The organism is Rhizobium etli 8C-3 (assembly GCF_001908375.1).
GTDB lineage: Bacteria > Pseudomonadota > Alphaproteobacteria > Rhizobiales > Rhizobiaceae > Rhizobium > Rhizobium etli_B.
This window is the reverse complement of sequence record NZ_CP017241.1, coordinates 1,770,785-1,790,325: the sequence shown is the minus strand read 5'-3', so window position 1 is coordinate 1,790,325 and position 19,541 is coordinate 1,770,785. Positions and strand designations below refer to the sequence as shown.

17 protein-coding genes and 1 tRNA gene are annotated in these 19,541 nt (G+C 60.1%); 6 read left to right on the top strand and 12 right to left on the bottom strand.

Annotation, left to right across the window (positions count from 1 at the left end):
• Positions 1 to 40: 40 nt before the first annotated feature.
• Together AM571_RS09130 and AM571_RS09125 are read right to left on the bottom strand one after the other, a co-directional pair.
• On the bottom strand, positions 41 to 937 hold the full coding sequence (locus AM571_RS09130; protein WP_074061132.1) for a phosphotransferase family protein: 897 nt from the start codon (positions 935 to 937) through the stop codon (positions 41 to 43).
• Positions 938 to 1,033: 96 nt separating this feature from the next.
• Positions 1,034 to 1,936 carry an adenylate/guanylate cyclase domain-containing protein gene (locus AM571_RS09125; protein WP_074061131.1) on the bottom strand — a complete coding sequence of 301 codons (903 nt, stop codon included), beginning with the start codon at positions 1,934 to 1,936 and terminating at the stop codon, positions 1,034 to 1,036.
• A gap of 305 nt (positions 1,937 to 2,241) precedes the next feature.
• Here AM571_RS09125 and map point away from each other — a divergent pair, with 305 nt between their 5' ends.
• From map to sthA, 4 genes are all read left to right on the top strand, one after another.
• On the top strand, positions 2,242 to 3,078 hold the full coding sequence (map, locus tag AM571_RS09120; protein WP_074061130.1) for a type I methionyl aminopeptidase: 837 nt from the start codon (positions 2,242 to 2,244) through the stop codon (positions 3,076 to 3,078).
• 672 nt (positions 3,079 to 3,750) lie between these two features.
• Entirely contained in the window at positions 3,751 to 5,205 is a 1,455-nt protein-coding gene (locus AM571_RS09115) for a PAS domain S-box protein (RefSeq protein WP_081377053.1), read from the top strand.
• Positions 5,206 to 5,457: 252 nt separating this feature from the next.
• The gene (locus AM571_RS09110; RefSeq protein WP_074061129.1) at positions 5,458 to 6,033 is read left to right on the top strand and encodes a dual specificity protein phosphatase family protein; all 576 of its coding nucleotides are present in this window, start codon (positions 5,458 to 5,460) and stop codon (positions 6,031 to 6,033) included.
• A 102-nt stretch (positions 6,034 to 6,135) separates the two neighbouring features.
• On the top strand, positions 6,136 to 7,542 hold the full coding sequence (sthA, locus tag AM571_RS09105) for a Si-specific NAD(P)(+) transhydrogenase (RefSeq protein ID WP_074061128.1): 1,407 nt from the start codon (positions 6,136 to 6,138) through the stop codon (positions 7,540 to 7,542).
• A 111-nt stretch (positions 7,543 to 7,653) separates the two neighbouring features.
• On the opposite strand, the gene tig is transcribed toward sthA, so the two are convergent.
• The 4 genes from tig to AM571_RS09085 all read right to left on the bottom strand — a co-directional run bounded on the left by tig (position 7,654) and on the right by AM571_RS09085 (position 11,251).
• Entirely contained in the window at positions 7,654 to 9,135 is a 1,482-nt protein-coding gene (gene tig, locus AM571_RS09100; protein WP_074061127.1) for a trigger factor, read from the bottom strand.
• 186 nt (positions 9,136 to 9,321) lie between these two features.
• Positions 9,322 to 9,406, bottom strand: a tRNA-Leu gene (locus AM571_RS09095).
• Between the two features lie 154 nt (positions 9,407 to 9,560).
• Entirely contained in the window at positions 9,561 to 10,151 is a 591-nt protein-coding gene (locus AM571_RS09090) for a GDYXXLXY domain-containing protein (protein WP_074061126.1), read from the bottom strand.
• The gene (locus tag AM571_RS09085) at positions 10,148 to 11,251 is read right to left on the bottom strand and encodes a DUF2157 domain-containing protein (RefSeq protein WP_074061125.1); all 1,104 of its coding nucleotides are present in this window, start codon (positions 11,249 to 11,251) and stop codon (positions 10,148 to 10,150) included. The genes AM571_RS09090 and AM571_RS09085 overlap by 4 nt, the downstream gene beginning before the upstream one ends.
• Positions 11,252 to 12,089: 838 nt before the next feature.
• Between AM571_RS09085 and AM571_RS09080 the strand changes: the two genes are divergently transcribed.
• Both AM571_RS09080 and AM571_RS09075 read left to right on the top strand, forming a co-directional pair.
• Positions 12,090 to 12,236, top strand: a complete 147-nt coding sequence (locus tag AM571_RS09080) for a DUF1127 domain-containing protein (protein ID WP_074061124.1) — start codon at positions 12,090 to 12,092, stop codon at positions 12,234 to 12,236.
• Between the two features lie 299 nt (positions 12,237 to 12,535).
• Positions 12,536 to 12,679, top strand: coding sequence for a DUF1127 domain-containing protein (locus AM571_RS09075; RefSeq protein ID WP_074061123.1), 144 nt, complete (start codon positions 12,536 to 12,538; stop codon positions 12,677 to 12,679).
• Positions 12,680 to 12,822: 143 nt separating this feature from the next.
• Here AM571_RS09075 and AM571_RS09070 read toward each other — a convergent pair whose 3' ends face one another.
• From AM571_RS09070 to AM571_RS09045, 6 genes are all read right to left on the bottom strand, one after another.
• Entirely contained in the window at positions 12,823 to 13,788 is a 966-nt protein-coding gene (locus tag AM571_RS09070) for a squalene cyclase (RefSeq protein WP_074061122.1), read from the bottom strand.
• 120 nt (positions 13,789 to 13,908) lie between these two features.
• A complete protein-coding gene (locus AM571_RS09065; RefSeq protein WP_074061121.1) occupies positions 13,909 to 14,874 on the bottom strand; it encodes a glycoside hydrolase family 26 protein in 966 nt (321 codons plus the stop codon).
• 12 nt (positions 14,875 to 14,886) lie between these two features.
• Complete coding sequence (locus AM571_RS09060) at positions 14,887 to 15,393, bottom strand: DUF995 domain-containing protein (protein WP_074061120.1); 507 nt, start codon at positions 15,391 to 15,393, stop codon at positions 14,887 to 14,889.
• A gap of 45 nt (positions 15,394 to 15,438) precedes the next feature.
• Positions 15,439 to 17,328 carry a glycosyltransferase gene (locus tag AM571_RS09055; RefSeq protein ID WP_074061119.1) on the bottom strand — a complete coding sequence of 630 codons (1,890 nt, stop codon included), beginning with the start codon at positions 17,326 to 17,328 and terminating at the stop codon, positions 15,439 to 15,441.
• A complete protein-coding gene (galE, locus tag AM571_RS09050) occupies positions 17,325 to 18,308 on the bottom strand; it encodes a UDP-glucose 4-epimerase GalE (RefSeq protein WP_074061118.1) in 984 nt (327 codons plus the stop codon). The genes AM571_RS09055 and galE overlap by 4 nt, the downstream gene beginning before the upstream one ends.
• A 1-nt stretch (position 18,309) precedes the next feature.
• The gene (locus AM571_RS09045; RefSeq protein ID WP_074061117.1) at positions 18,310 to 19,329 is read right to left on the bottom strand and encodes a UDP-glucuronic acid decarboxylase family protein; all 1,020 of its coding nucleotides are present in this window, start codon (positions 19,327 to 19,329) and stop codon (positions 18,310 to 18,312) included.
• Positions 19,330 to 19,541 lie beyond the last annotated feature (212 nt).

The window sequence follows — 19,541 nt, the reverse complement described above, 5'->3', positions numbered from 1 at the left end:
TTCCGTTGTCTGAAGTCGTCTCCGCCGCCTCTTTCGCCCATTAGCTTGAAGCGTACCCGAGGCCCGACATCGTCTCGAGCCAAATCACGGTATGGTGGGTCATTGCCAAAGTGTGGCGGGGATCATCCGGTAGCTCTGCCAATTCCGACAGCCGATGAATACCGGTGAGGATCGCGATACGGCGCCGGTCGAGCGTCCGGCCCGACGCCTTTTCATAAGCCGCAGCGATCCTCTCCGTGAGATCCGGCGATATGAAGTTCGAGTAGATGAACTCCTGGTGGACCGGACCAAAGCCGGAATCAGCAAAATCGTAGATGCCATTGAGGCGGCCCCGCACAGGGTCGAAAGCCATGTTCCATCCATGGCCGTCGAAAAAGCCATAGGTCTGCCCATGGGGATCGGGCGCAAGCCGCTCGAATTCTGCGATGATAGCCTCGGCCACGCCGCGAAGTTCGGCCGGAAGGGCCGGCACGGCTTTGCCGCGAAGCGTTGCAGGGCTTTGCCATGCACCGATCGGCGCGGCGCCGGCATCCGCCATTTGCTCCTTATCGAGCCCGTGAAGTTCGATGTAAAACTGCCCCAATGCATCGCCAAGGCGCTGGCGCGAATCTTCCGGCAGCCTGTCATAATCGGCCGTGAGCAGATGTTCGCCCATCAGCTTCTCATGGAGAGAAAACAGGTGCTGACCTCTCTCGAAAATGCGCAGCTCCGGGACGGCCATTGTGACCCTGGGTCGCACGACAGCAAGCAGTGCGGCCTCCCTCACAAGCGCCTTTTGTGCGACCTCATTGCGGGGAAACTTGAAGATCAGCCGGTCATCGACGTCAACGGCGATCGAATCCCAGCCTACCGGGGCGAGCTCGAAAGTCGATGTGGCCAAGTCCGGATACGCGCTGATAATGATGTCCCGGAACTGATCTAACTTTTCCGTCGTCATGGTGTCTTTCGTCGATCATCGAGCAGCGCGGCAAGATACGCAACTCGCAACACTGGCAACGCCGCCTCATAGACACGGCCAAATGCACTCTTTAAGTCAGTTTCGCATCACCCATCGAACGCCGGCAGCGGCTGCTAGGCCTAGAACTGGCCATATCGCCCAGAATATCCCGTGCCACGATAAAAGGTTGATCGCGATCATGCCGAGCCCGGCGACGCCGAGGACGGCAATGGCCCGATCGACGCGGTTCTGATGCCGCACCCATATCATTGCCGTCAGGACAGCAAAGGCAAGAAGCGGCCATGCCGCCCAGAAGACGCCCCGCCAGGAGAAAAGATTGATGACGACCAGCACAGCGCTCAACAAGGCGATCAGACCAAACAACTTGCGAGCCTTTGCGCCAAGCGGCCAATTGGTCGTTGCCGGAGCGTCCGGGCGGTTCGCTGGAGCCTCCGGCTGCAGTGCGCTCTTTATGCCTTCGCCGATGCGCACGGCATAACTCGGCACGGGTTCCGTGACATTCTTCACCACCAGAGGCCCGAGAAAATCGAAACCGACGGCCACCTTGTTGCGGACCTGATCGTAGACGGTATTCGATATCACGATCCCGCCGGCGTTGGCAGACGCCTGCAGCCGAGCGGCAATATTGACGCCGTCACCATAGAGATCGTCGCCTTCGACGATCACATCGCCGAGGTTGATGCCGATCCGAAAGAGCATGCGACCCTCCGCCGGCCGCGTAGCGTTCATGCCCGCAAGCTCGTTCTGAACGTCGACTGCCGCACGAACCGCCTCGACGACGCTCGGAAAATCGGCGATCAATCCATCGCCCCAGGTATTGATCACCCGCCCTCCGTGCAACGCGATGAGCCGCGACATCGCATCGCGATACCGCTTCAGCATCGCCAGCGTGCCCTCCTCATCTGCACCCATCAGGCGCGTGTAGTCCTGCACGTCGGCGGAGAAGATGGTGGTCAGCTTGCGTCGCGTTTCGCTCATGATGTCTCGCCGCGTTTTGCTTGTGTCCAATCAGAAAAGCTAGGGCAAGTCCTCGATAAATCCGGTTCTGTAAGCATGGCGCCGGGAAGCGCCATATATTTCACTTCAACGCGGCAGTTTCCAGCGCGCCGTTCCAAGTTCAGCGCAAGACGCAAAACCCGGGTGAACCGACCGCGTGGCTGGAAAGGCATACCGATGGACAGTATCGAAGTGGTACAAATCTCTTGGCAGCAGTTGATCGCGATGGACGAACGCGGCATAGCTGCATTATGTACGATAAGGACAATCTCCGCTAAGGCCGTGCAATGGTGAATTATATCGAAGCCTCCTCCGCGCCGCCGAAGAATACCGGCGCCATCCGGCTCTATGGTCCCGAGGCCTTCGAGAGCATGCGCAAGGCGTGCCAGTTGACCGCCCGCTGCCTCGACGAACTCGCGGCGATCGTCAGGCCGGGGCTTGCGACCGACGCGATCGACCGGTTCGTCTTCGAATTCGGCATGGACAACGGCGCCCAGCCCGCGACGCTCAATTATCGCGGCTATACGAAATCCACCTGCACCTCGATCAACCACGTCGTCTGCCACGGCATTCCGGACGCAAAACCGCTTCGCGAAGGCGACATCGTCAATATCGACGTCACCTTCGTCCTCGATGGCTGGCACGGCGATTCCAGCCGCATGTATCCGGTCGGGCAGATCAAGCGTGCCGCCGAGCGTCTCCTCGAAGTCACGCATGAAGCGCTGATGCGCGGCATAGCCGCCGTCCGCCCCGGCGCGCGCACGGGCGCGATCGGCGAGGCGATACAGACCTACGCAGAAAACGAGCGCTGCTCGGTCGTCCGCGATTTCTGCGGCCATGGGGTTGGCCGCCTCTTCCACGATTCGCCAAACATCCTGCACTACGGTCGGGCCAACGAGGGTCCGGAGTTGCGTGAAGGCATGATCTTCACGATCGAGCCGATGATCAATCTCGGCCGTCCACATGTGAAGGTGCTTGCCGATGGCTGGACGGCGGTCACGCGCGACCGGTCGCTTTCGGCGCAATACGAACATACCGTCGGTGTCACGGCCGGCGGCTGCGAGATATTCACCCTTTCGCCCGGCGGCCTCGACCGTCCAGGCCTGCTGCCGCTTGGCAGTTGAAATGCAGTGCTTCCGCCAGAACCATGAATTGCCTGTCGACTCAGGGCAACCATTGGCCGGTTGACGAGCGCCAATCCCTTGCCGAACAGTCGGCTAAGCCCGCTGAAATCCGCAAACATACCGCGTGTCCGGCTCACTCCAAGGAAGAACTATCACGGCCATCGTGAGCGGCTGCGGCCTGCTTCCGCGACCTCGGCGATGCCGCACTTGCCGTTGCGAGAACCTCGATTGCCGCGGTTCAGGCTGATCCCGCGGCGCGTCGCCGGCCAAAAACGCAGATCGCCGAAGCCGACTGTTTCCGACCGCGCTTCGGCCACGCCCGCCGCCAGGTCCTCTGGGTGATCAAATGCATTTCGCGACCAGCCTTAGCGCCAGGGACGTGATGTTCACAATCATGACCGCCCACGCCCGACCCTCGCGGTTTGCCGCCAAAAAGGACTGCGCAGGCGCGGCACCTATATTCCTGACCTGCATCGGAACACGATTAAGGTGAAGACGCTGTATCTCCGCCCCTGTCGTAAAATTCAGACTGCTTTGACGACTGCCCCTACCAAACCGCCCCTGCATCCACTAAATTTAAACTTCGCCTTACGGGCGGCCTTACCTTCAGCCGCGACAGCGGCCAGAGCCAATGGGAATGTTGATGGTCACGAACTTCGCAAAAAGTGTCGCATGAACAAGCCCCTGAGTCAGGACGAGACACCGTTAACCAGGCCCCGCAACGAGGCGCAACGACAATCCGCAGCCTTCGCAATCCATGCGAACGTGGCGCTCGAGCACATCCTTCAGGCTCTACCGGAAGCCGTCTATACGACCGATGCATTGGGCCTGATAACCTTCTACAACGACGCGGCCGCCGAGCTGTGGGGAGTGAAGCCGGAGCTCGGGAAGAGCGAATTCTGCGGCTCCTGGAAGCTATATTGGCCGGACGGCACGCCCCTGCCACATGACGAATGTCCTATGGCCATGGCCCTGCGCGAAAGGCGCCCGGTGCGAGGGCTCGAAGCAGTTGCCGAGCGACCGGACGGCCGCCGGGTCCTGTTCCGGGCCTTTCCGACCCCGATCTTCGACGCCGAGGGCACGCTGGTCGGTGCGGTCAACATGCTCGTCGATCAATCGGACGCTGCTGTCGCCGACGAAGCCGTGCAGCGGGTCGCAGCTATAGTCGAATCATCCGATGATGCCATCCTGGCAAAGGATCTCAACGGTACGATCACCGACTGGAACCGCGGAGCCGAGCAGCTTTTCGGCTATACTGCCGAAGAAGCCATCGGCCGCTCGGTCACCATGCTCATACCAATGGATCGAGCCGATGAGGAGCCGAACATCCTCGCCCGGCTTCGACGGGGTGAGAAGATCGACCACTACGAGACCGTCCGCCGGCGCAAGGACGGGAGCCTTGTCGAGATATCCTTGTCGGTGTCGCCAATCCGAAATCGCGCTGGCCAGGTGATCGGGGCCTCCAAGATCGCGCGTGACATAACCGAGCGCAGGCGCGCGGAAGAGCAGCAGCACCTTCTCCTTCGAGAAATGGATCATCGCATCAAGAACCTCTTCGCGCTGGCCAGCAGCGTCGTGTCGCTGAGCGCGAAAAGGGCGACGACACCGGCTGAGCTCGCCACGGCAGTGTCTCAGAGGCTGGTAGCGCTCGCCCGGGCTCATGCCTTGACGGTGCCGCGGACGTCCCAGGCGTCGGACCGCATCGAGCAGGCGACCACTCTCCATACCCTGTTGCAGACGATCCTTGCGCCGTACGATCGCGGCGCAGACGCAAGCACACCCCATGCGGTCGTAAGCGGCCCCGACGCGACCATCTCCGGGGGCGCCCTCACGAGCTTTGCGCTGCTGCTGCACGAGTTTGCGACCAATGCCGCAAAATACGGGGCACTATCGACCGACAAGGGCTGCGTCGAGATCGCGTGCGAAGAGGACGGTGACACCTTCATCCTCACCTGGACGGAGCGAGACGGCCCGCCCGTAATGCAGGGCGCTGACGGGGACGGCTTCGGCACGATTCTCGGTCGCGCCACGGTCCGTAGCCAGCTCGGCGGCGAAATCCATCGAGACTGGAAAGCGGGTGGCCTCGTCATTCGACTGTCGGTCGCGCGCGATCGGCTGCAAGCCTGACGCAGACCGCGTAGCGGTCCTATCCCTTGCCCTTCGCCAGAAAGCTCATCTGCAAAGATGTTGAGGCCCTCTGTACCGCTTGATCTTTCTCGGCCATGCCTCGAGACGGCAAAGCGTCTCGGCAGCCTCAAGGGCATGTGGCCAATCCAGAAGAAGGATGCTCAATAGCGCCACCATTCAGGTGTCTGTCAGCTTCGGGTCGCAATGAGCGCATGCTGCCTCGCAGGTAGCGTTCCGAGGCAGAGGCATTCGATGACGATAAAATTCTTCCCACGCTACCGGAAGGCGGCGCTAAGGCTCTTCGGCCTATTCCTGCTCACCGCGGGCGGTTATTTTCTTTATCTGCAAGCAACGGACAATTTCGCAACGGTCGTTGCCGGCGAAGTCTACCGTTCGTCGCAGCCGTCTGCCCAATCAATCACAGAGCTTGAAAAACAGTATGGCATCAGGACGATCCTCAATCTCAGGGGCAAAGCCGACAGCTCCAAATGGTACGCCGACGAGGTTGAGCAGGCGAAAGCATTGAACATCGTCCATATCAACTTCAAAATGTCTGCGGGACGGGAACTGAGCCCGCAACGGGCCAAGGAACTCATTGCCATCATGCGGGACGCGCCGAAACCGCTGCTCATTCATTGCCGCGCCGGTGCCGATCGCACCGGGCTTGCCTCAGCACTCTATCTGGCCGCCGTCGCCGGCAAGGACGAGGAGGCCGCCGAGGGCCAGTTGTCGCTTCTCTACGGGCACTTGCCCTTTTCGTTCAGCCGCGCTTTTGCGATGGATCGCACGTTCGAGAAAATGGAGCCCTTCGTTTTCGGCAATTCCTGACAGCAGCCGTAAAACAATCCGTGACATTGACCAGCTACCCGTGGATGAGCGACATTTTGCGCTGCAAAATATGATTCCAAATTCCAATTCCGGGGCTGCGCCATGTTTCAATACGATCTTGTTGTTGTGGGTAGCGGTCCGGCGGGACGCCGAGGCGCCATCCAGGCCGCGAAGCTCGGCAAGAAGGTCCTGGTCATCGAACAGGGCAAGCGTGTCGGCGGCGTTTCGGTTCATACGGGCACAATTCCTTCCAAGACGCTGCGGGAGACGGCCCTCAATCTCTCCGGCTGGCGCGAGCGCGGCTTCTACGGCCGTGCTTACCGCGTCAAGGAAGAGATCAGCGCCGAGGATCTGCGCCGCCGCCTCTTGATCACGCTCGACCACGAGGTCGAAGTGCTCGAGCATCAGTTCGCCCGCAACCGTGTCCAGCATATCCGCGGCAGGGCAAGCTTTGTCGATCCTTCGAGGCTGCAGGTGATCAAGGATGACGGGGAGACCATGCAGGTGAGCTGCGCCAGCGTCCTGCTTGCCGTCGGCACCAAGCCTTTCCGCCCGGACTACATTCCTTTCGACGGCAAGACCGTGATCGACAGCGACGAACTGCTCGATATCGAGGAACTGCCGCGTTCGATGGTCGTCATCGGCGCAGGCGTCATCGGCATCGAATATGCGACAATCTTCAGCGCCCTCGATACGGCCGTGACCCTGCTCGATCCCAAGTCGACCATGCTCGATTTCATCGACAAGGAGATCGTCGAGGATTTCACCTACCAGCTCCGCGACCGCAACATGAAATTGCTGCTCGGCCAGAAGGCGGACAAGGTAGAGACGCTGGACAACGGCAAAGTCGCGCTGACGCTCGACAACGGCCGCCACCTGACGACTGACATGGTGCTATTTGCCGCCGGACGCATGGGGGCGACGGATGCGCTCAACCTTGCTGCCGCCGGCCTCGACGCCGACAGCCGCGGTCGGCTGAAGGTCAATCCGGAAACCTTCCAGACTTCGGTGCCCAACATCTATGCCGCCGGCGACGTCGTCGGCTTTCCGAGCCTTGCCTCGACATCGATGGAGCAGGGCCGTATCGCCGCTCGCGTCGCAATCGGCGCCATCGCCAAGGAGCCCCCCAAATACTTCCCATACGGCATCTACGCCGTGCCCGAGATTTCGACCTGCGGCCTCTCGGAAGAAGAGGTCAAGGAGCGCGGCATTCCATATGAATGCGGCATCGCCCGGTTCCGCGAGACCTCGCGCGGCCACATCATGGGCCTCGAAACCGGTCTCCTGAAGATGATCTTTTCACTGAAGACCCGCCGTCTGCTCGGCGTTCACATCGTCGGCGAAGGAGCGACCGAACTCGTGCATATCGGCCAGGCCGTGCTCAACCTCAAGGGCACCGTCGAATATTTCGTCGAGAATACCTTCAATTATCCGACGCTTGCTGAAGCCTACAAGATCGCCGGTCTCGACGCCTGGAACCGCATGGGCGACATAAAGTCGGAACTCTGATCCGCTCCGCCTCATTCGGCAATCGCTGCCCAGCACAGCGCTCGCATTGGCGCCAAAAGAAAAGGCCCTGCCGCCTGGCAGGGCCTTACATTCTCGACTTTGAAGAACCGATTACTCTGCGTCGCCTTCTGAGGCCTTTTTCTTCGCAGCGGCCTTCTTTTTGGGAGCAGCGGCCTCTTCGCCTTCGGAATCTTCAACCTTCGCGGCTGCCTTCTTCTTCGGCGCGGCCTTCTTGGTTTCCTTCAGCGAACCTTCGCCGTCTTCGTCGGCAAGCAGCTCTTCCTTGGTGACCTTCTTGTCCGTGACCTCGATCTCGGTCAGCAGGTGGTCGATGACCTTTTCCTCGAAGATCGGCGCGCGGATCGAAGCAGCAGCGCCCGGCTGGCTGCGGAAAAACTCGAGGATCTGCTTCTCCTGGCCCGGATACTGGCGCAGTTGCTCGTAGATCGCGCGCTGCATTTCGTCTTCGCTCACTTCGACGCCGGCCTTTTCGCCGATTTCGGAGAGGACAAGGCCGAGGCGGACGCGGCGTTCGGCGAGTGTCTTGTATTCTTCCTTGGCCTTCTCTTCGGTCGTGTCTTCGTCTTCGAACGTCTTGCCGGACTGGGCGAGATCGTTGTTCACCTGGCTCCAGATGCCGTTATATTCGGCTTCAACGAGCGACTTCGGGGTCTCGAACTTGTACATCTCGTCGAGCTGGTCGAGGATCTGGCGCTTGACCTTCTGGCGGGTCAGCGAGCCGTACTGCGACTCGATCTGGCCGCGGACAATTTCCTTCAGGCGATCGGCGGATTCGAGACCGAGCTTCTTTGCCAGCTCGTCATTGATTTCCACGTCGACCGGAGCGGCAACGTCTTTGACGACGACGTCGAAGGTGGCTTGCTTGCCGGCGAGATTCTTTGCCGGATAGTCGGCCGGGAAGGTCACGGTGATGGTCTTCTCATCGCCAGCCTTGACGCCGACCAGCTGGTCTTCGAAGCCCGGGATGAAGCGGCCGGAGCCGAGGACGAGTTCAGCACCCTGATCGGTGCCGCCTTCGAAGGCTTCCCCGTCGACCTTGCCAACATAATCCATCGTGACGCGGTCGTCATTGGCGGCCTTGCCCTTCTTGGTTTCGTAAGAACGGGCGCTTTCGGCAACCTTGAGAACCTGCTCGTTGACTTCTTCGTCAGAAATATCAACAACTTCGCGAGTGATCTTGATGCCCTCGACGGACTTCAGTTCGATCGGTGGCAAGACTTCGTAGGAGAGCGTGAACTCGAAGTCCTGCTCTGCGGCGAGGATCTTGTCAGCTTCGTCCTTGTCTTCCGTCATTGCAATTTCCGGCTGGGTAGCGGACTTCTCGCCACGGCTGGAAAGGATCTGGGTAGGCTGCTCGCGAACGATCTCGTTGACGAGATCGGCCATGATCGACTTGCCGTAGACCTTCTTAAGGTGGGCGACGGGAACCTTGCCGGGACGGAAGCCATTGATGCGCACCTTGTCCTTTACGTCGGCAAGGCGCTCGTTCATCTTGTTTTCCATGTCCTTGGCCGGGATAACGACCTTGATTTCGCGCTTCAGCCCTTCAGCGAGCGTTTCGATAACCTGCATGTCTTCCTACCTTCATTTCGTGGCGGCCGTGCCCAGACGCCGTTCGTTTCGATGAGCACGACGCCGGAAAAATTGCCGCGCGTGGCTTTTGTCAGATTCCAATGCATCCCACCCAAGGGGGGGACGGCGCCATCCTGCCGGGTAATTGGGGCGACCAATCCGGTCATCCCACCTGCAAGCCAGCTTTGGTGCGGGTAGAGAGACTTGAACTCCCACGCCTTGCGGCACCAGAACCTAAATCTGGCGTGTCTACCAATTTCACCATACCCGCGTTCGCAAAACCGCAATGCACTTGCCTGCACATGAGGCCTTCCGGAGCGCGGCGTCTCTATATCACCCGATTTGGTGGAGGCAAAGGAAAAATGAAGGCCAAATGACAGCGATTTTTTGGGCTGCATAGGCCCTCTCCTGGCATTTCGTCAATGTCAGTAAAGTGGCTCCTCATAGGCGGGCTTGCCGTCTACGAGCAGGCTGCGGATCTGGGCCATGCCATCGCCTGAAACGCGCGCAGCAATCGAAACGTTCCCGTCCTGCCGGGCCTCCTCCAGCGGCTTGCCCTGGCCCTCCGGTACATAATAGCGTTCGATCCCGTATTCGACGCGGATCGTGTCGGGCGTGCGCACACCGTAGCTGTAAAATGGACGGCTCTTGAGCAGGACGCTTTCGGCCGCCTCAGGGAGCGGCTGGAACGACGATTCGCCAATTGCCCAAAAGCCGTCCGGCTGCTTTTTCAAGCGAACCCAGAGCGTCTGCTCGCCCGGTAGGTTGGGAAGTTCGCCGACCACTGTTTGTGCCGGAACCGAGGAGATCTCGTAATTCAGAACGACGTAGTCGCCACGCAGGAAATCACGTGGATCGACAGGTGTCGTCTTCAGCAGGACTTCGGTGCCGCTGCGCAGGATCGCCGCGCGGCTCTCGATTATGTATCCCAAAATGGCGGTCTGGAGGGCGGCAGCAATGACAGCGGCTATCAGATAACCCCTGCCCGATTGACGTCTTGAAGCCTGCACATTCATTCCGTCACCTCCGTCGCCCTTGCGCCGAACCGTCTCTCCAGGCGGATCACCACCCAGGCAACGACTGCCACCAGCAGACCGGACAGAAGAAAGAGGCTCGATGTTCCGAGGATCGAACCCACTGTGACGGAAGCAAGGTAAAAAACCTCAGCGGCAAAGGCAGCATAGGCAAGATAGCGCACGGCGCCGTTGTCCCGGCCCTGCAGCGCGATCGCCAGCACGGCCGTTGCGAGCGTTGCCATGCCGACCACAACAAGCGGCCAGCTTTCATCGTGCACCATGTTGAGCAGCAGCAATCCGACTGCCGCCACCAGGAATGCATAAAAGGCCGGCGCAGCACCCGCAGTCCTTATGAATGCAAGGCCACGCAAGGGCGGCAGGCTGACGGCCACGAATACGGCCATGCCGCAAAGCACGAAGGCGAATGCCATCCGGATATCTTCATGCAAGGTGTAGAGCCAGGCAAGCCAGCCGACGGCAAGCAGATAGGCAAGGTGCCGTGCGCGATCGGCGCCGGTAAAACGCACCAGTGCGACGATGACCACGGCCATGACGGGCGGCGCCCAGGGATCGAAACCCACCCAACGCGCGCCGTGGTCCGTCAGATAGACAGCAAATGAAGCCCAGGACAGAAAGCCGGCGATCGCAGTCACCGCACTCGAGCGGAAGAGCGCGGCAGACACGGCCGCAACCGCGAACCAGAGATACATGACCGTCTGCTCGTCGCCCGACAGATGATACATCTGGCCGATCAGAGAGATCGCGCCACCGAAGCTCAGGGCACCGATGACGAGCAGGCCACTGGCAACCGCCGAAGCCCCTCGGGCAAACAGCAGTGCGGCGCCGAGATAAACAGCCCAGATAAGGGCAAGAATCGCGCCGACACGCACCAGCCGCGGGATCGCCTCCCAATTTGAGGCGACGAGCAAGAGGACAGCCGCGGCAAGCAGGATCGCGGCAAACACCATCAGCACATTGCCGAGACTGAAACTTGCCGGCCGGCTGTCGTATTCGACAAGCAGCAATTCCGCCATCGCTTCCGGCAGCAGACCCTTTTCCACCCAGAGCGAGAGATCCCGCTCCAACCGTCCCCGATACATCCCTGCCTCCGTGCCGATTCCAGCGGCTTTCCCCGTCAATCTTATAGACGGAGCAGCGTCTTTCGCAATCTCCCGGATCGATGCCTTTCAAGATACTTCACTGTGTGAACGTGGCACAGAATTAACCGAGCATTAACAGTGGCGAGCTACCATAGGAGCATTGCAGAGGAGCCATGCATTAAGCGCATGGCGACCATAATGATATTGCACTGCAAAATACTCATTAGTCATGTATCTTGACGGTCAAGAAGCACGGGCGTGGCCGCCCGGCCCGGTGTGCCGGATGCCTGCGGATATGATGTCCGTAACAGATTCGGAGCAGCGCACTCCTCCTCCCAGCGCGCTCCGATAGACTGACGACACTCCTCCTCCCAGTTGTCAGTCACCAACATGACGCCCACCGGATCCTCCCCCGGTGGGCGTTTTGTTTGGTGGGCACTTGAGACGATGAGCAAAGCTGGTTTGCAGCCGACAGTCATGAAACGCCTGCCCCGAAGGTTCGCAAGTGCGCCGCACTTATTACCAACGACAGGGCGGTATCGGAGGACGGCAGTCCGGCCCTGATCCGGCTGCCATATCGGCGGCGATGAGGGCTGACGGCGATTTCACCAATCGAGTCGAAAGTCCTGCACGCAAAAAACACTTCTGCCTATTCGTTGACCAAAAACGGTGAAATCGCAGGTAACGCCTGCCACAGACTTGCGTAGAATGCATAGGTGGAATGAAATCTTGTCTCTGTTACTTCTTCGCGGTGCAACATATATTCCGGTCATCAGACGAAAGCCAGCGCTGATGGGCAGCAGCTGGCAGATGACAAGCCCTCGGAAAGGGGATTAAGATGAACCTGACACGCTCTTTCAACAACTGGCGCAAGTATCGTCAGACCGTTACTGAACTCGGCCGCATGACCAACCGCGAATTGCACGACCTCGGCATCGACCGCTCGGACATCCATCGCGTCGCTCGCGAGGCTACTGGCCGCTAATTCAAGGCGATCAGCGTTCCTCCCAAGCTGATCTCCTCCTTCAAAACGCCCATCGCCTTCGGCAATGGGCGTTTTCTTTTGTTTATGGTGCACTTTCGCATGAGTTGCGGCTGAAAACACCTTCTTCCCGCCCGCTCAAAAAATGGCTGCTGCGTATTTATCGGGCATCACATTGCACAAACGCATAGCAGATGCCTTTTCTTTGCACTGCACAATACGACGGGGAACCACTATATGAATGTCAACCGCAGAGACGGCGATGGCGCCGCTCGCGAGGCAACATTCTGAGGAAGATGACAATGAACCCGATCCGCATTGCTAAGAGCTGGATTAGCTACCGCCGCACGCTCAACGAGCTTGGCAACCTTTCGAACCAGACGCTCTCCGACATCGGTATCAGCCGCTACGAGATCCGCAATATCGCATCTCGCTCGTTCCGTTGATTTCGGCCAGGCGTGATACACCAAAAACGGCGCCGCATTGGCGCCGTTTTCGTTTTCGGGCCCTCAGGGCTGCCTGAGCGAGACGGACAGCCTCGACGCTCATCATTGCGGAATGTCGGCGGGCGGTGGGAATTTCCCAAGCGCTAACTTTGCCACCATCTAATCACCCGCATCGCCCGCAGGGTCACCCACCGCGAGGGCTCGCCCTGCCCGTCGTCGACCTCGAACCACACCCGCCCTGAAAGACTCCAGTCAAGAGGCCAGGTGCCGTTCTCAAGGCGTCTCGACCGGATGTGGCAGATAGCTTCGCCAAGTCGCGGATCGGGATCGGCGCCGGTCAACATCGCAGAGAAGCGGAAATAGTCTAGTGCACGCAGGATGTCGTAGCGCCAACGGTTCGGGTGCAGGAAGCGCAAAAACCGCTCGTCTGCCGGCTCACGCGTGCCGAGACGGCAAAAGAGGTTTCGCTTCAGGAGATACTCTTCGCCCGACCTGCGAGCCTCTTGAGATTGAGGCGTACCTCCCGTGGCTTTCTCGTACTCAAGGAGGCCTTCCAGCACGTTGATGGTGCTGGCGAATGACGAGCGGACCGAACCGTTGATCCTCTCGCAGTTCCAGCCGCCGTCGGCGAGACGCTCGCCTACCAGCCTGTCGACAATGGACGAGACGTCAACCCCAAAATAGGCGCCATCGGCAACGGTCCGGCCATTAATGCACTCCTCGACTTCGCCCTCCCAGTATGGCTGGCCGCCCTCGTCCCAACGTGCGTTAGCGCCGATCAATTCGACAGTGCGTTTGGCCCGATCCGATGACGGATCGAGACCGAACTCCCGGAGCTGCGACAAGGAAAAGGTCGTGGCCGTCCACGGCTGACCGTGCTCCTTCCATTCGCGAGGATCAAAATCGGCCGGGACGAAGGAACCGCCTGCCCATTGCCCGTCCTCGTCCTGGCAGGAGAGAAGTCTGGCTCCCCAGCCCTCTGTCTCCACCTTGACCCGCTCAGCCGCCCACTCCGGCTCCGGGGCGTCAATCAGGTCGCGCATCACCTGCCATCGGATCGATGGGTCGGAGTGGAGAAGCCAGTCGATCACCGAGCCGGAGTGTGTCATGTCGGGCGTGCCTATCAGCAGATCGGGGCGATGGCTCGCTTATAATCCAGTTCTCCTGGCCCGCGCCAGCCCGACGCCATGATGAGAGCCGTGCCAGACACTGCTCTTGGTCGATGACGGTTAGTTTGTCTCGTCGCCCTTGATGACCCTCCAATTGGGGCGGCCGAGATTGAAGGGCCAGGCATGGACGTCACGGTCGTTGAAATAGACGACTTCTTCCAGTTTCGGAAAATCGCTGTGCTTCAAGGTGACAGTGTCGATCCACGGCCTCATGTAGGCGTCTTTCCCTTCATAGCCCAGTTCGGCTACCCAGATGGGCTTGCCGTATCCCACGACCCGCCGATAGCCGTCCGTCAGCGCTTGGCGGAAGTCGCGCGGACCACCGTAAGCAAGCGTGTCGTAGGGCTCCAGGCCGAAGACGGAGAGACCGACGAGATCGACATAATTGTCACCCGGATAGTAAGCGTCGAGGCCGTCAAGTCCTTTCGGAGACCACATCACTTCCACCCCAGGTGCCTCAGCACGCACGATGTCCATCATACGCCGGTATGCGGTGACATAGTCGCGCGGGTTCCAGCCCGCCCAGGAGAACCGGCTGCTCTGGTCTTCCATTTCCTGCCCCCAGCGGACGATGACCGGGCTCTTGAGCTCGGTGATCATACGAGCGATCGCACGCATGTTGACGTCGTAGTCGCCGCGCAAGACCTTCTGGCGCAGCTCATCGGAACTCAGTCGCCAGTCAACGTCCCATGACCAGGGTTCGACGGAAATCAGCAGGTTGCGTCCCCTCGCCTGCGCATAGGCGTCCGCCGCCTTCAGCGTTTCGAGGTCGACGTCTTCCCACGGCAGGAACAGGTGCTCGGTCGAGACACCCTGCTGCGAGGTGAAATCGCCGTGCGGATCATAGGCCCCGAATTTGATGCCGTCCGCGTGCAGGACGGGGCGCTTGTCAACGATTGTCTGGCCCAGGGACGCTGGAACTCCAGCGGTTTCCTGCGCCAGGCTCGGCGTCAGGGGGGCAGCTGCGACGGACAGCAGCAGTGCGATCGCGGTAGCCGAGACTATTCTTTCCCTCAGCTTCTTCATGACTTTCTCCTTTTACCTTCGAGCCATCAGCTTCTGCCTGTAGGCATCAGCATTGGCACTGACGGTGTCTGCCGGCACGAGCTTCAGATATTCGTCTCCGGCGCGCGCCGAGGCGTGGCGGAAGATGTACCAATTGCCGTCGGGCTGGCGCTTCTGGTAAATGACCCTGCCGATCTTGCGGTGACCGAAGCAGGTGCTGACCCGGTTCGGGCCTTCTTCGTTCGTCCAGGTGGCGCGCATGCACATCTGCCCGAGATCGTCGACGGCCCACCGGCCCTCGGCCACCCATTGCTTGCCACCATCATTGGTCCAGGCGACGAAGCGGCGGCTTTCGTCCATGAAGCGGCCGCCACCGGCACCCCAGGTCCAGGTCTTGTTGCGATAGAGCTGATAGAGTTCGTAGGCGCTGAGCGGCACCGGCGCTTTCTTCGCTTCGGCCGCCGCTGCCGAACCCGGCAGGCAAAGTACCAGGCTGAGGACGACAGCCGCCGCGCCATATGTTCTTGTTCCTATTCTCATTGCACCCTCCTTCACCCGAAACGCACCGCCGACATGGCTTTGACTCTACGCGCTCGGCTCCACTCTCTTTGATCGTGCTGCAACCTGCTGCCCGAACCCATTCCACTTGAACCGGAATTTGACGATCCGCGTCTTGCCGCCGCCGAAACCAGCACCTGCGACTGCGAATTTTGCTTCCGTGAAACTGACGATTCTCTGGCCGTGCGACAGCGCTTCGAGACTGCTCAGGCCGTGCAGGCGGAGTTCGCCTCCGCCGGCGACAAGAAGCGTCAGCGCGCAGGCCGCCACGAGCCTTAGACCGCGTGAGCGGGGCATAAGCGGCGAGCCGCTCTCGCGTGCGTGGCGCGCAACGATCAACATGGTCAGCGCGGCATAGATCATGGCGTTGATGCCGGCGAAGATATAAAAGCCGCGGGCAGCGCCTTCGACAGGTGCCAGCACCATCGCGGCAAGGGAAATACCGGCCAGCAGCAGATAGGGAAGAAGAACCACCGGTGGCAGTGTCCTTTGCGCTTGCGTGCCCTTCGGCGTGATGCGGAAATCGACAAAGGAGCCGGAGACGTGATCGCGCAGCGCAGCCAGGCTTCCGGCAAGCGACCAGGGCCAGCGTAGAAGAACGAAGGCAATGCCTTCCCAGCCAAAGAGCTTGGCGTCATAAGGCCGGAAAGTTGCGCTGCGCCTCCAGAAGAGGGCAAGCGCAATCAGCACCAGAGACAAAGGCGCGAAATGCAGCAGGAATTCCGGATAGGTGACGCCAACGAAGACGTGACCTGTCAACAAGGCAAAGACCGGAAGGGCGAACATGAGCGCCATGAACGCCGAAAACAGCGGATACCAAACCTGCGAAAACAGGAACTGGAATTTCAGCTTCAGCGGCAGCTTCGGAACATAGATGCGCGAGTATTGTAGGAGGATCGTCACCAGGCTCCGCGACCACTGGAATTCCTGGACGACGAGATCGGCAAACGTCGCCGGGCCGTCACCGTGGGCGATCGCATCGAGCGCGTGCACGCCGCGCCATCCGCCGGCATTCATCATCAGCGTCGTCGAGTGATCTTCCGCAAGTTCCGGCCCTAGGCCGCCGATCTGGCGCAACGCTGCGGTGCGCACGGCATAATGCGAGCCGATGCAGAGCGGCGCCCAGCCGCTGTTGTAACCCGCCTGAAGCGAACCATGGAGGCTTGCCTCGGCATAGAGCCTGCCTCTTGCGGCCCAACTGTCGGTGGCATTCGCATCGCATATGCTGGGGGCCGAGACATAACCGACGCTCGGATCGGCGAAGGGTTTCATGACCTCCTGCAGATAGGTCGGATCCGGTACGTGGTCGGCATCGAACTGCGCCACGAAGTCATAGCGGTCATAACCGTAGCGATCGTAAAAATAAGCAAGGTTGCCTTCCTTGCAGCGCGTCCGGCGCGGCCACTTGGTCTGGTGATAGGCAGCGATGCCCTTGCGCGTCGAAATAAAGATGCCATGTCGGGCGCACCACCGCTTCGTCTCTTCGGCCGGATCCTCGTCGGCGAGCCAGATGTCGAACTCGACGCCTTTCTGATCCAGCATGGCAAGCAATGTCTTGCGCACCACCTCGAAAGGCTCGGACGGCGCCTTGGTGACCACCATGGCGATGCGGCCAGCGGGGACGGCAGCCGAAGGCTTCATCCGCTTGGCATTGACGAAGATGAAGATGAAATAGGCCGGGATCAGCGTGACCCAGGCTACGATCGCCGTCGTCATGATGAATGCCGGCGTTGAGATCACATGGGCGGGCTGCAGCCACCATGTCCAGAAATAGGCAAGCGCGGAAAGCCAGCAGGCGACGCCGAACCAGTAGAAAGCGCGGCCCCAGCCTGCAAAGACGGGCTCGAGCGCGTGCTGTCTGGCAGCAGGAGCCGCCGTCGCCCTTCTCTGTCTGGTCACGAATGGCGCCACGTTCATGCGCGTACCTCCAGACCGAAGGTCGGGCTCGCCGTGCGGATGATTGTATCGATATCGGAGAACTGCGGGGTGAAGCCGAGAACCGCCCGGGCCCGCGCGGTATCGGCAAAAAGCACGGGCGGGTCGCCTGCACGGCGCATATCGTAGTGAACGGGAACCTCGTGCCCGGTGATGCGATGGATGGCGCTCAGGATCTCGCCGACCGAGGTGCCATGGCCGGAGCCGAGATTGACTCGCAGCGTTTCGCCACCGCTTGCAAGGTAGTCGACGGCGGCAAGGTGGGCCTGCGCGAGATCGCTGACATGGATGTAATCGCGAACACAGGTGCCATCCTCGGTCTCGTAGTCATTGCCGAAGACCTCCAGGCACGGCAGACGGTGTGCAGCCGCAAGCAAGGCGCGCGGGATGAGATGCGTTTCAGGTTCATGGCGCTCGGCAAGATCGCCCTGCGGATCGGCACCTGCGGCATTGAAGTAACGCAGCGACACGAAACGAAGGCCATAGGCGGCGGCATAATCCTCCAGCGCCATTTCGAAGATGAGTTTCGTTCGTCCGTAGGGATTGACCGGCAACTGGACCATCTCCTCGCGGATCGGCAATGCCGCCGGAATGCCATAGGTCGCGCAGCTGCTCGAAAAGACGATGCGGTCGACGTGCTGGTCGAGGCATGCTTCCAAAAGCGCAAGGCTGCCGGAAACATTGTTGCGATAGTACTTGCGCGGATCGGTGACGGACTCGCCGACATAGGCATTCGCCGCGCAATGGATGACGCATATTGGCTGGAACCGGCCGAGGGCCTTTTTCAGGGAGCCGACATCGGCGATGTCGGCATCGACCAACGGCCCCCAGCGAACGGCATCCTGATGGCCGGTCGAGAGATTGTCATACGCGACCGGCGTGAACCCCGCCCCCGCTAGCGCCTTGCAGATGTGGCTGCCGATGTAGCCGGCGCCACCAGTGACGATGATGTAGGGAGACATCTCATACTGCCTCCGCTACCTTTGCCGCGGAAAGACGTGCCTCGAAATATTTGATCGTCTTTCCAAGGCCTATGTCCAGTGCGACACGCGGCTGCCAGCCGAGTTTTGCCTGTGCTCGCGAGATATCCGGCCGCCGCTGCTTCGGGTCATCTGTGACCCGGGGCAGATGAACGATGCGCGAGCGCGAGTTCGTCATCTCGCGGATCATCTCGGCGAGCTGGCGGACCGGGATTTCGGCCGGATTGCCGAGATTGATCGGCCCGGTGCATTTCTTGCCGGCGTTCGAGAAGCGAATGAACCCTTCGATCAGGTCCTCGACATAGCAGAAGGAACGGGTCTGCGAACCATCGCCGTAAATGGTGATGTTCTTGTTCTGCAGTGCCTGGACGATGAAATTCGAGACCACGCGGCCGTCATCGGGACGCATGCGCGGCCCATAGGTGTTGAAAATCCGCCCGACCCGAATATCGACGCCGTAGGTTCGATGGTAGTCGAAAAACAGCGTCTCGGCACTGCGCTTGCCTTCGTCATAGCAGGCACGCGGACCGACCGGGTTGACATTGCCGCAATAGCTCTCCCGCTGCGGGCTGTGCTCGGGATCGCCATAGACCTCTGAGGTCGAGGACTGCACGATCGTCGCCCCGTTCCGCCGTGCCAGATCAAGCGCATTGACGGCGCCGAGCACATTGGTGAGCAAGGTACCAACCGGATCGCGCTGATAGTCCGGCGGAGATGCCGGAGACGCGAAGTTGAAAATCAGCGCCGCATCCACGTCAAACGGATTGCGAACATCGTGCTCGATGATCCGAAAACGTGAAAATGGCCGGAGATGGTGGACGTTGGATCGGCGGCCGGTCGAGAAATTGTCCAGACAGATGACTTCGTGGCCGCTCTTGAGAAGCCGCTCGCACAAGTGGGAGCCTAGGAATCCCGCGCCTCCGTTGACGAGCACTTTCTTCGGTGTCCGGCCCGATAGATCATCATAACCGGAACATATTTCGTTGGGAACGAAACTACGCATTACAAACCCCTTCCCAATAGGACCAAGAACACTGATCCGTAAATTTCAATAAATCTCCTTCAGCCTCCAGATATTCTCCGAAGCAACATAGATAGATACTTGGATATTCATAGTAGATTTACGTCCACCACGCTATTTCAAGTCTATCTGTGGTTGATGATATTAGGCTTTGATGTTCCGTCAACATGAAAAGCGTGGGCTATGTCGAATTG

What these genes read in the sequence shown, in the direction of transcription:
- AM571_RS09130 (WP_074061132.1), bottom strand. Translation starts at nt 937, where the DNA reads ATGACGACGGAAAAGTTAGATCAGTTCCGGGACATCATTATCAGCGCG.
- AM571_RS09125 (WP_074061131.1), bottom strand. Translation starts at nt 1,936, where the DNA reads ATGAGCGAAACGCGACGCAAGCTGACCACCATCTTCTCCGCCGACGTG.
- map (WP_074061130.1), top strand. Translation starts at nt 2,242, where the DNA reads ATGGTGAATTATATCGAAGCCTCCTCCGCGCCGCCGAAGAATACCGGC.
- AM571_RS09115 (WP_081377053.1), top strand. Translation starts at nt 3,751, where the DNA reads ATGAACAAGCCCCTGAGTCAGGACGAGACACCGTTAACCAGGCCCCGC.
- AM571_RS09110 (WP_074061129.1), top strand. Translation starts at nt 5,458, where the DNA reads ATGACGATAAAATTCTTCCCACGCTACCGGAAGGCGGCGCTAAGGCTC.
- sthA (WP_074061128.1), top strand. Translation starts at nt 6,136, where the DNA reads ATGTTTCAATACGATCTTGTTGTTGTGGGTAGCGGTCCGGCGGGACGC.
- tig (WP_074061127.1), bottom strand. Translation starts at nt 9,135, where the DNA reads ATGCAGGTTATCGAAACGCTCGCTGAAGGGCTGAAGCGCGAAATCAAG.
- AM571_RS09090 (WP_074061126.1), bottom strand. Translation starts at nt 10,151, where the DNA reads ATGAATGTGCAGGCTTCAAGACGTCAATCGGGCAGGGGTTATCTGATA.
- AM571_RS09085 (WP_074061125.1), bottom strand. Translation starts at nt 11,251, where the DNA reads ATGTATCGGGGACGGTTGGAGCGGGATCTCTCGCTCTGGGTGGAAAAG.
- AM571_RS09080 (WP_074061124.1), top strand. Translation starts at nt 12,090, where the DNA reads ATGAACCTGACACGCTCTTTCAACAACTGGCGCAAGTATCGTCAGACC.
- AM571_RS09075 (WP_074061123.1), top strand. Translation starts at nt 12,536, where the DNA reads ATGAACCCGATCCGCATTGCTAAGAGCTGGATTAGCTACCGCCGCACG.
- AM571_RS09070 (WP_074061122.1), bottom strand. Translation starts at nt 13,788, where the DNA reads ATGACACACTCCGGCTCGGTGATCGACTGGCTTCTCCACTCCGACCCA.
- AM571_RS09065 (WP_074061121.1), bottom strand. Translation starts at nt 14,874, where the DNA reads ATGAAGAAGCTGAGGGAAAGAATAGTCTCGGCTACCGCGATCGCACTG.
- AM571_RS09060 (WP_074061120.1), bottom strand. Translation starts at nt 15,393, where the DNA reads ATGAGAATAGGAACAAGAACATATGGCGCGGCGGCTGTCGTCCTCAGC.
- AM571_RS09055 (WP_074061119.1), bottom strand. Translation starts at nt 17,328, where the DNA reads ATGAACGTGGCGCCATTCGTGACCAGACAGAGAAGGGCGACGGCGGCT.
- galE (WP_074061118.1), bottom strand. Translation starts at nt 18,308, where the DNA reads ATGTCTCCCTACATCATCGTCACTGGTGGCGCCGGCTACATCGGCAGC.
- AM571_RS09045 (WP_074061117.1), bottom strand. Translation starts at nt 19,329, where the DNA reads ATGCGTAGTTTCGTTCCCAACGAAATATGTTCCGGTTATGATGATCTA.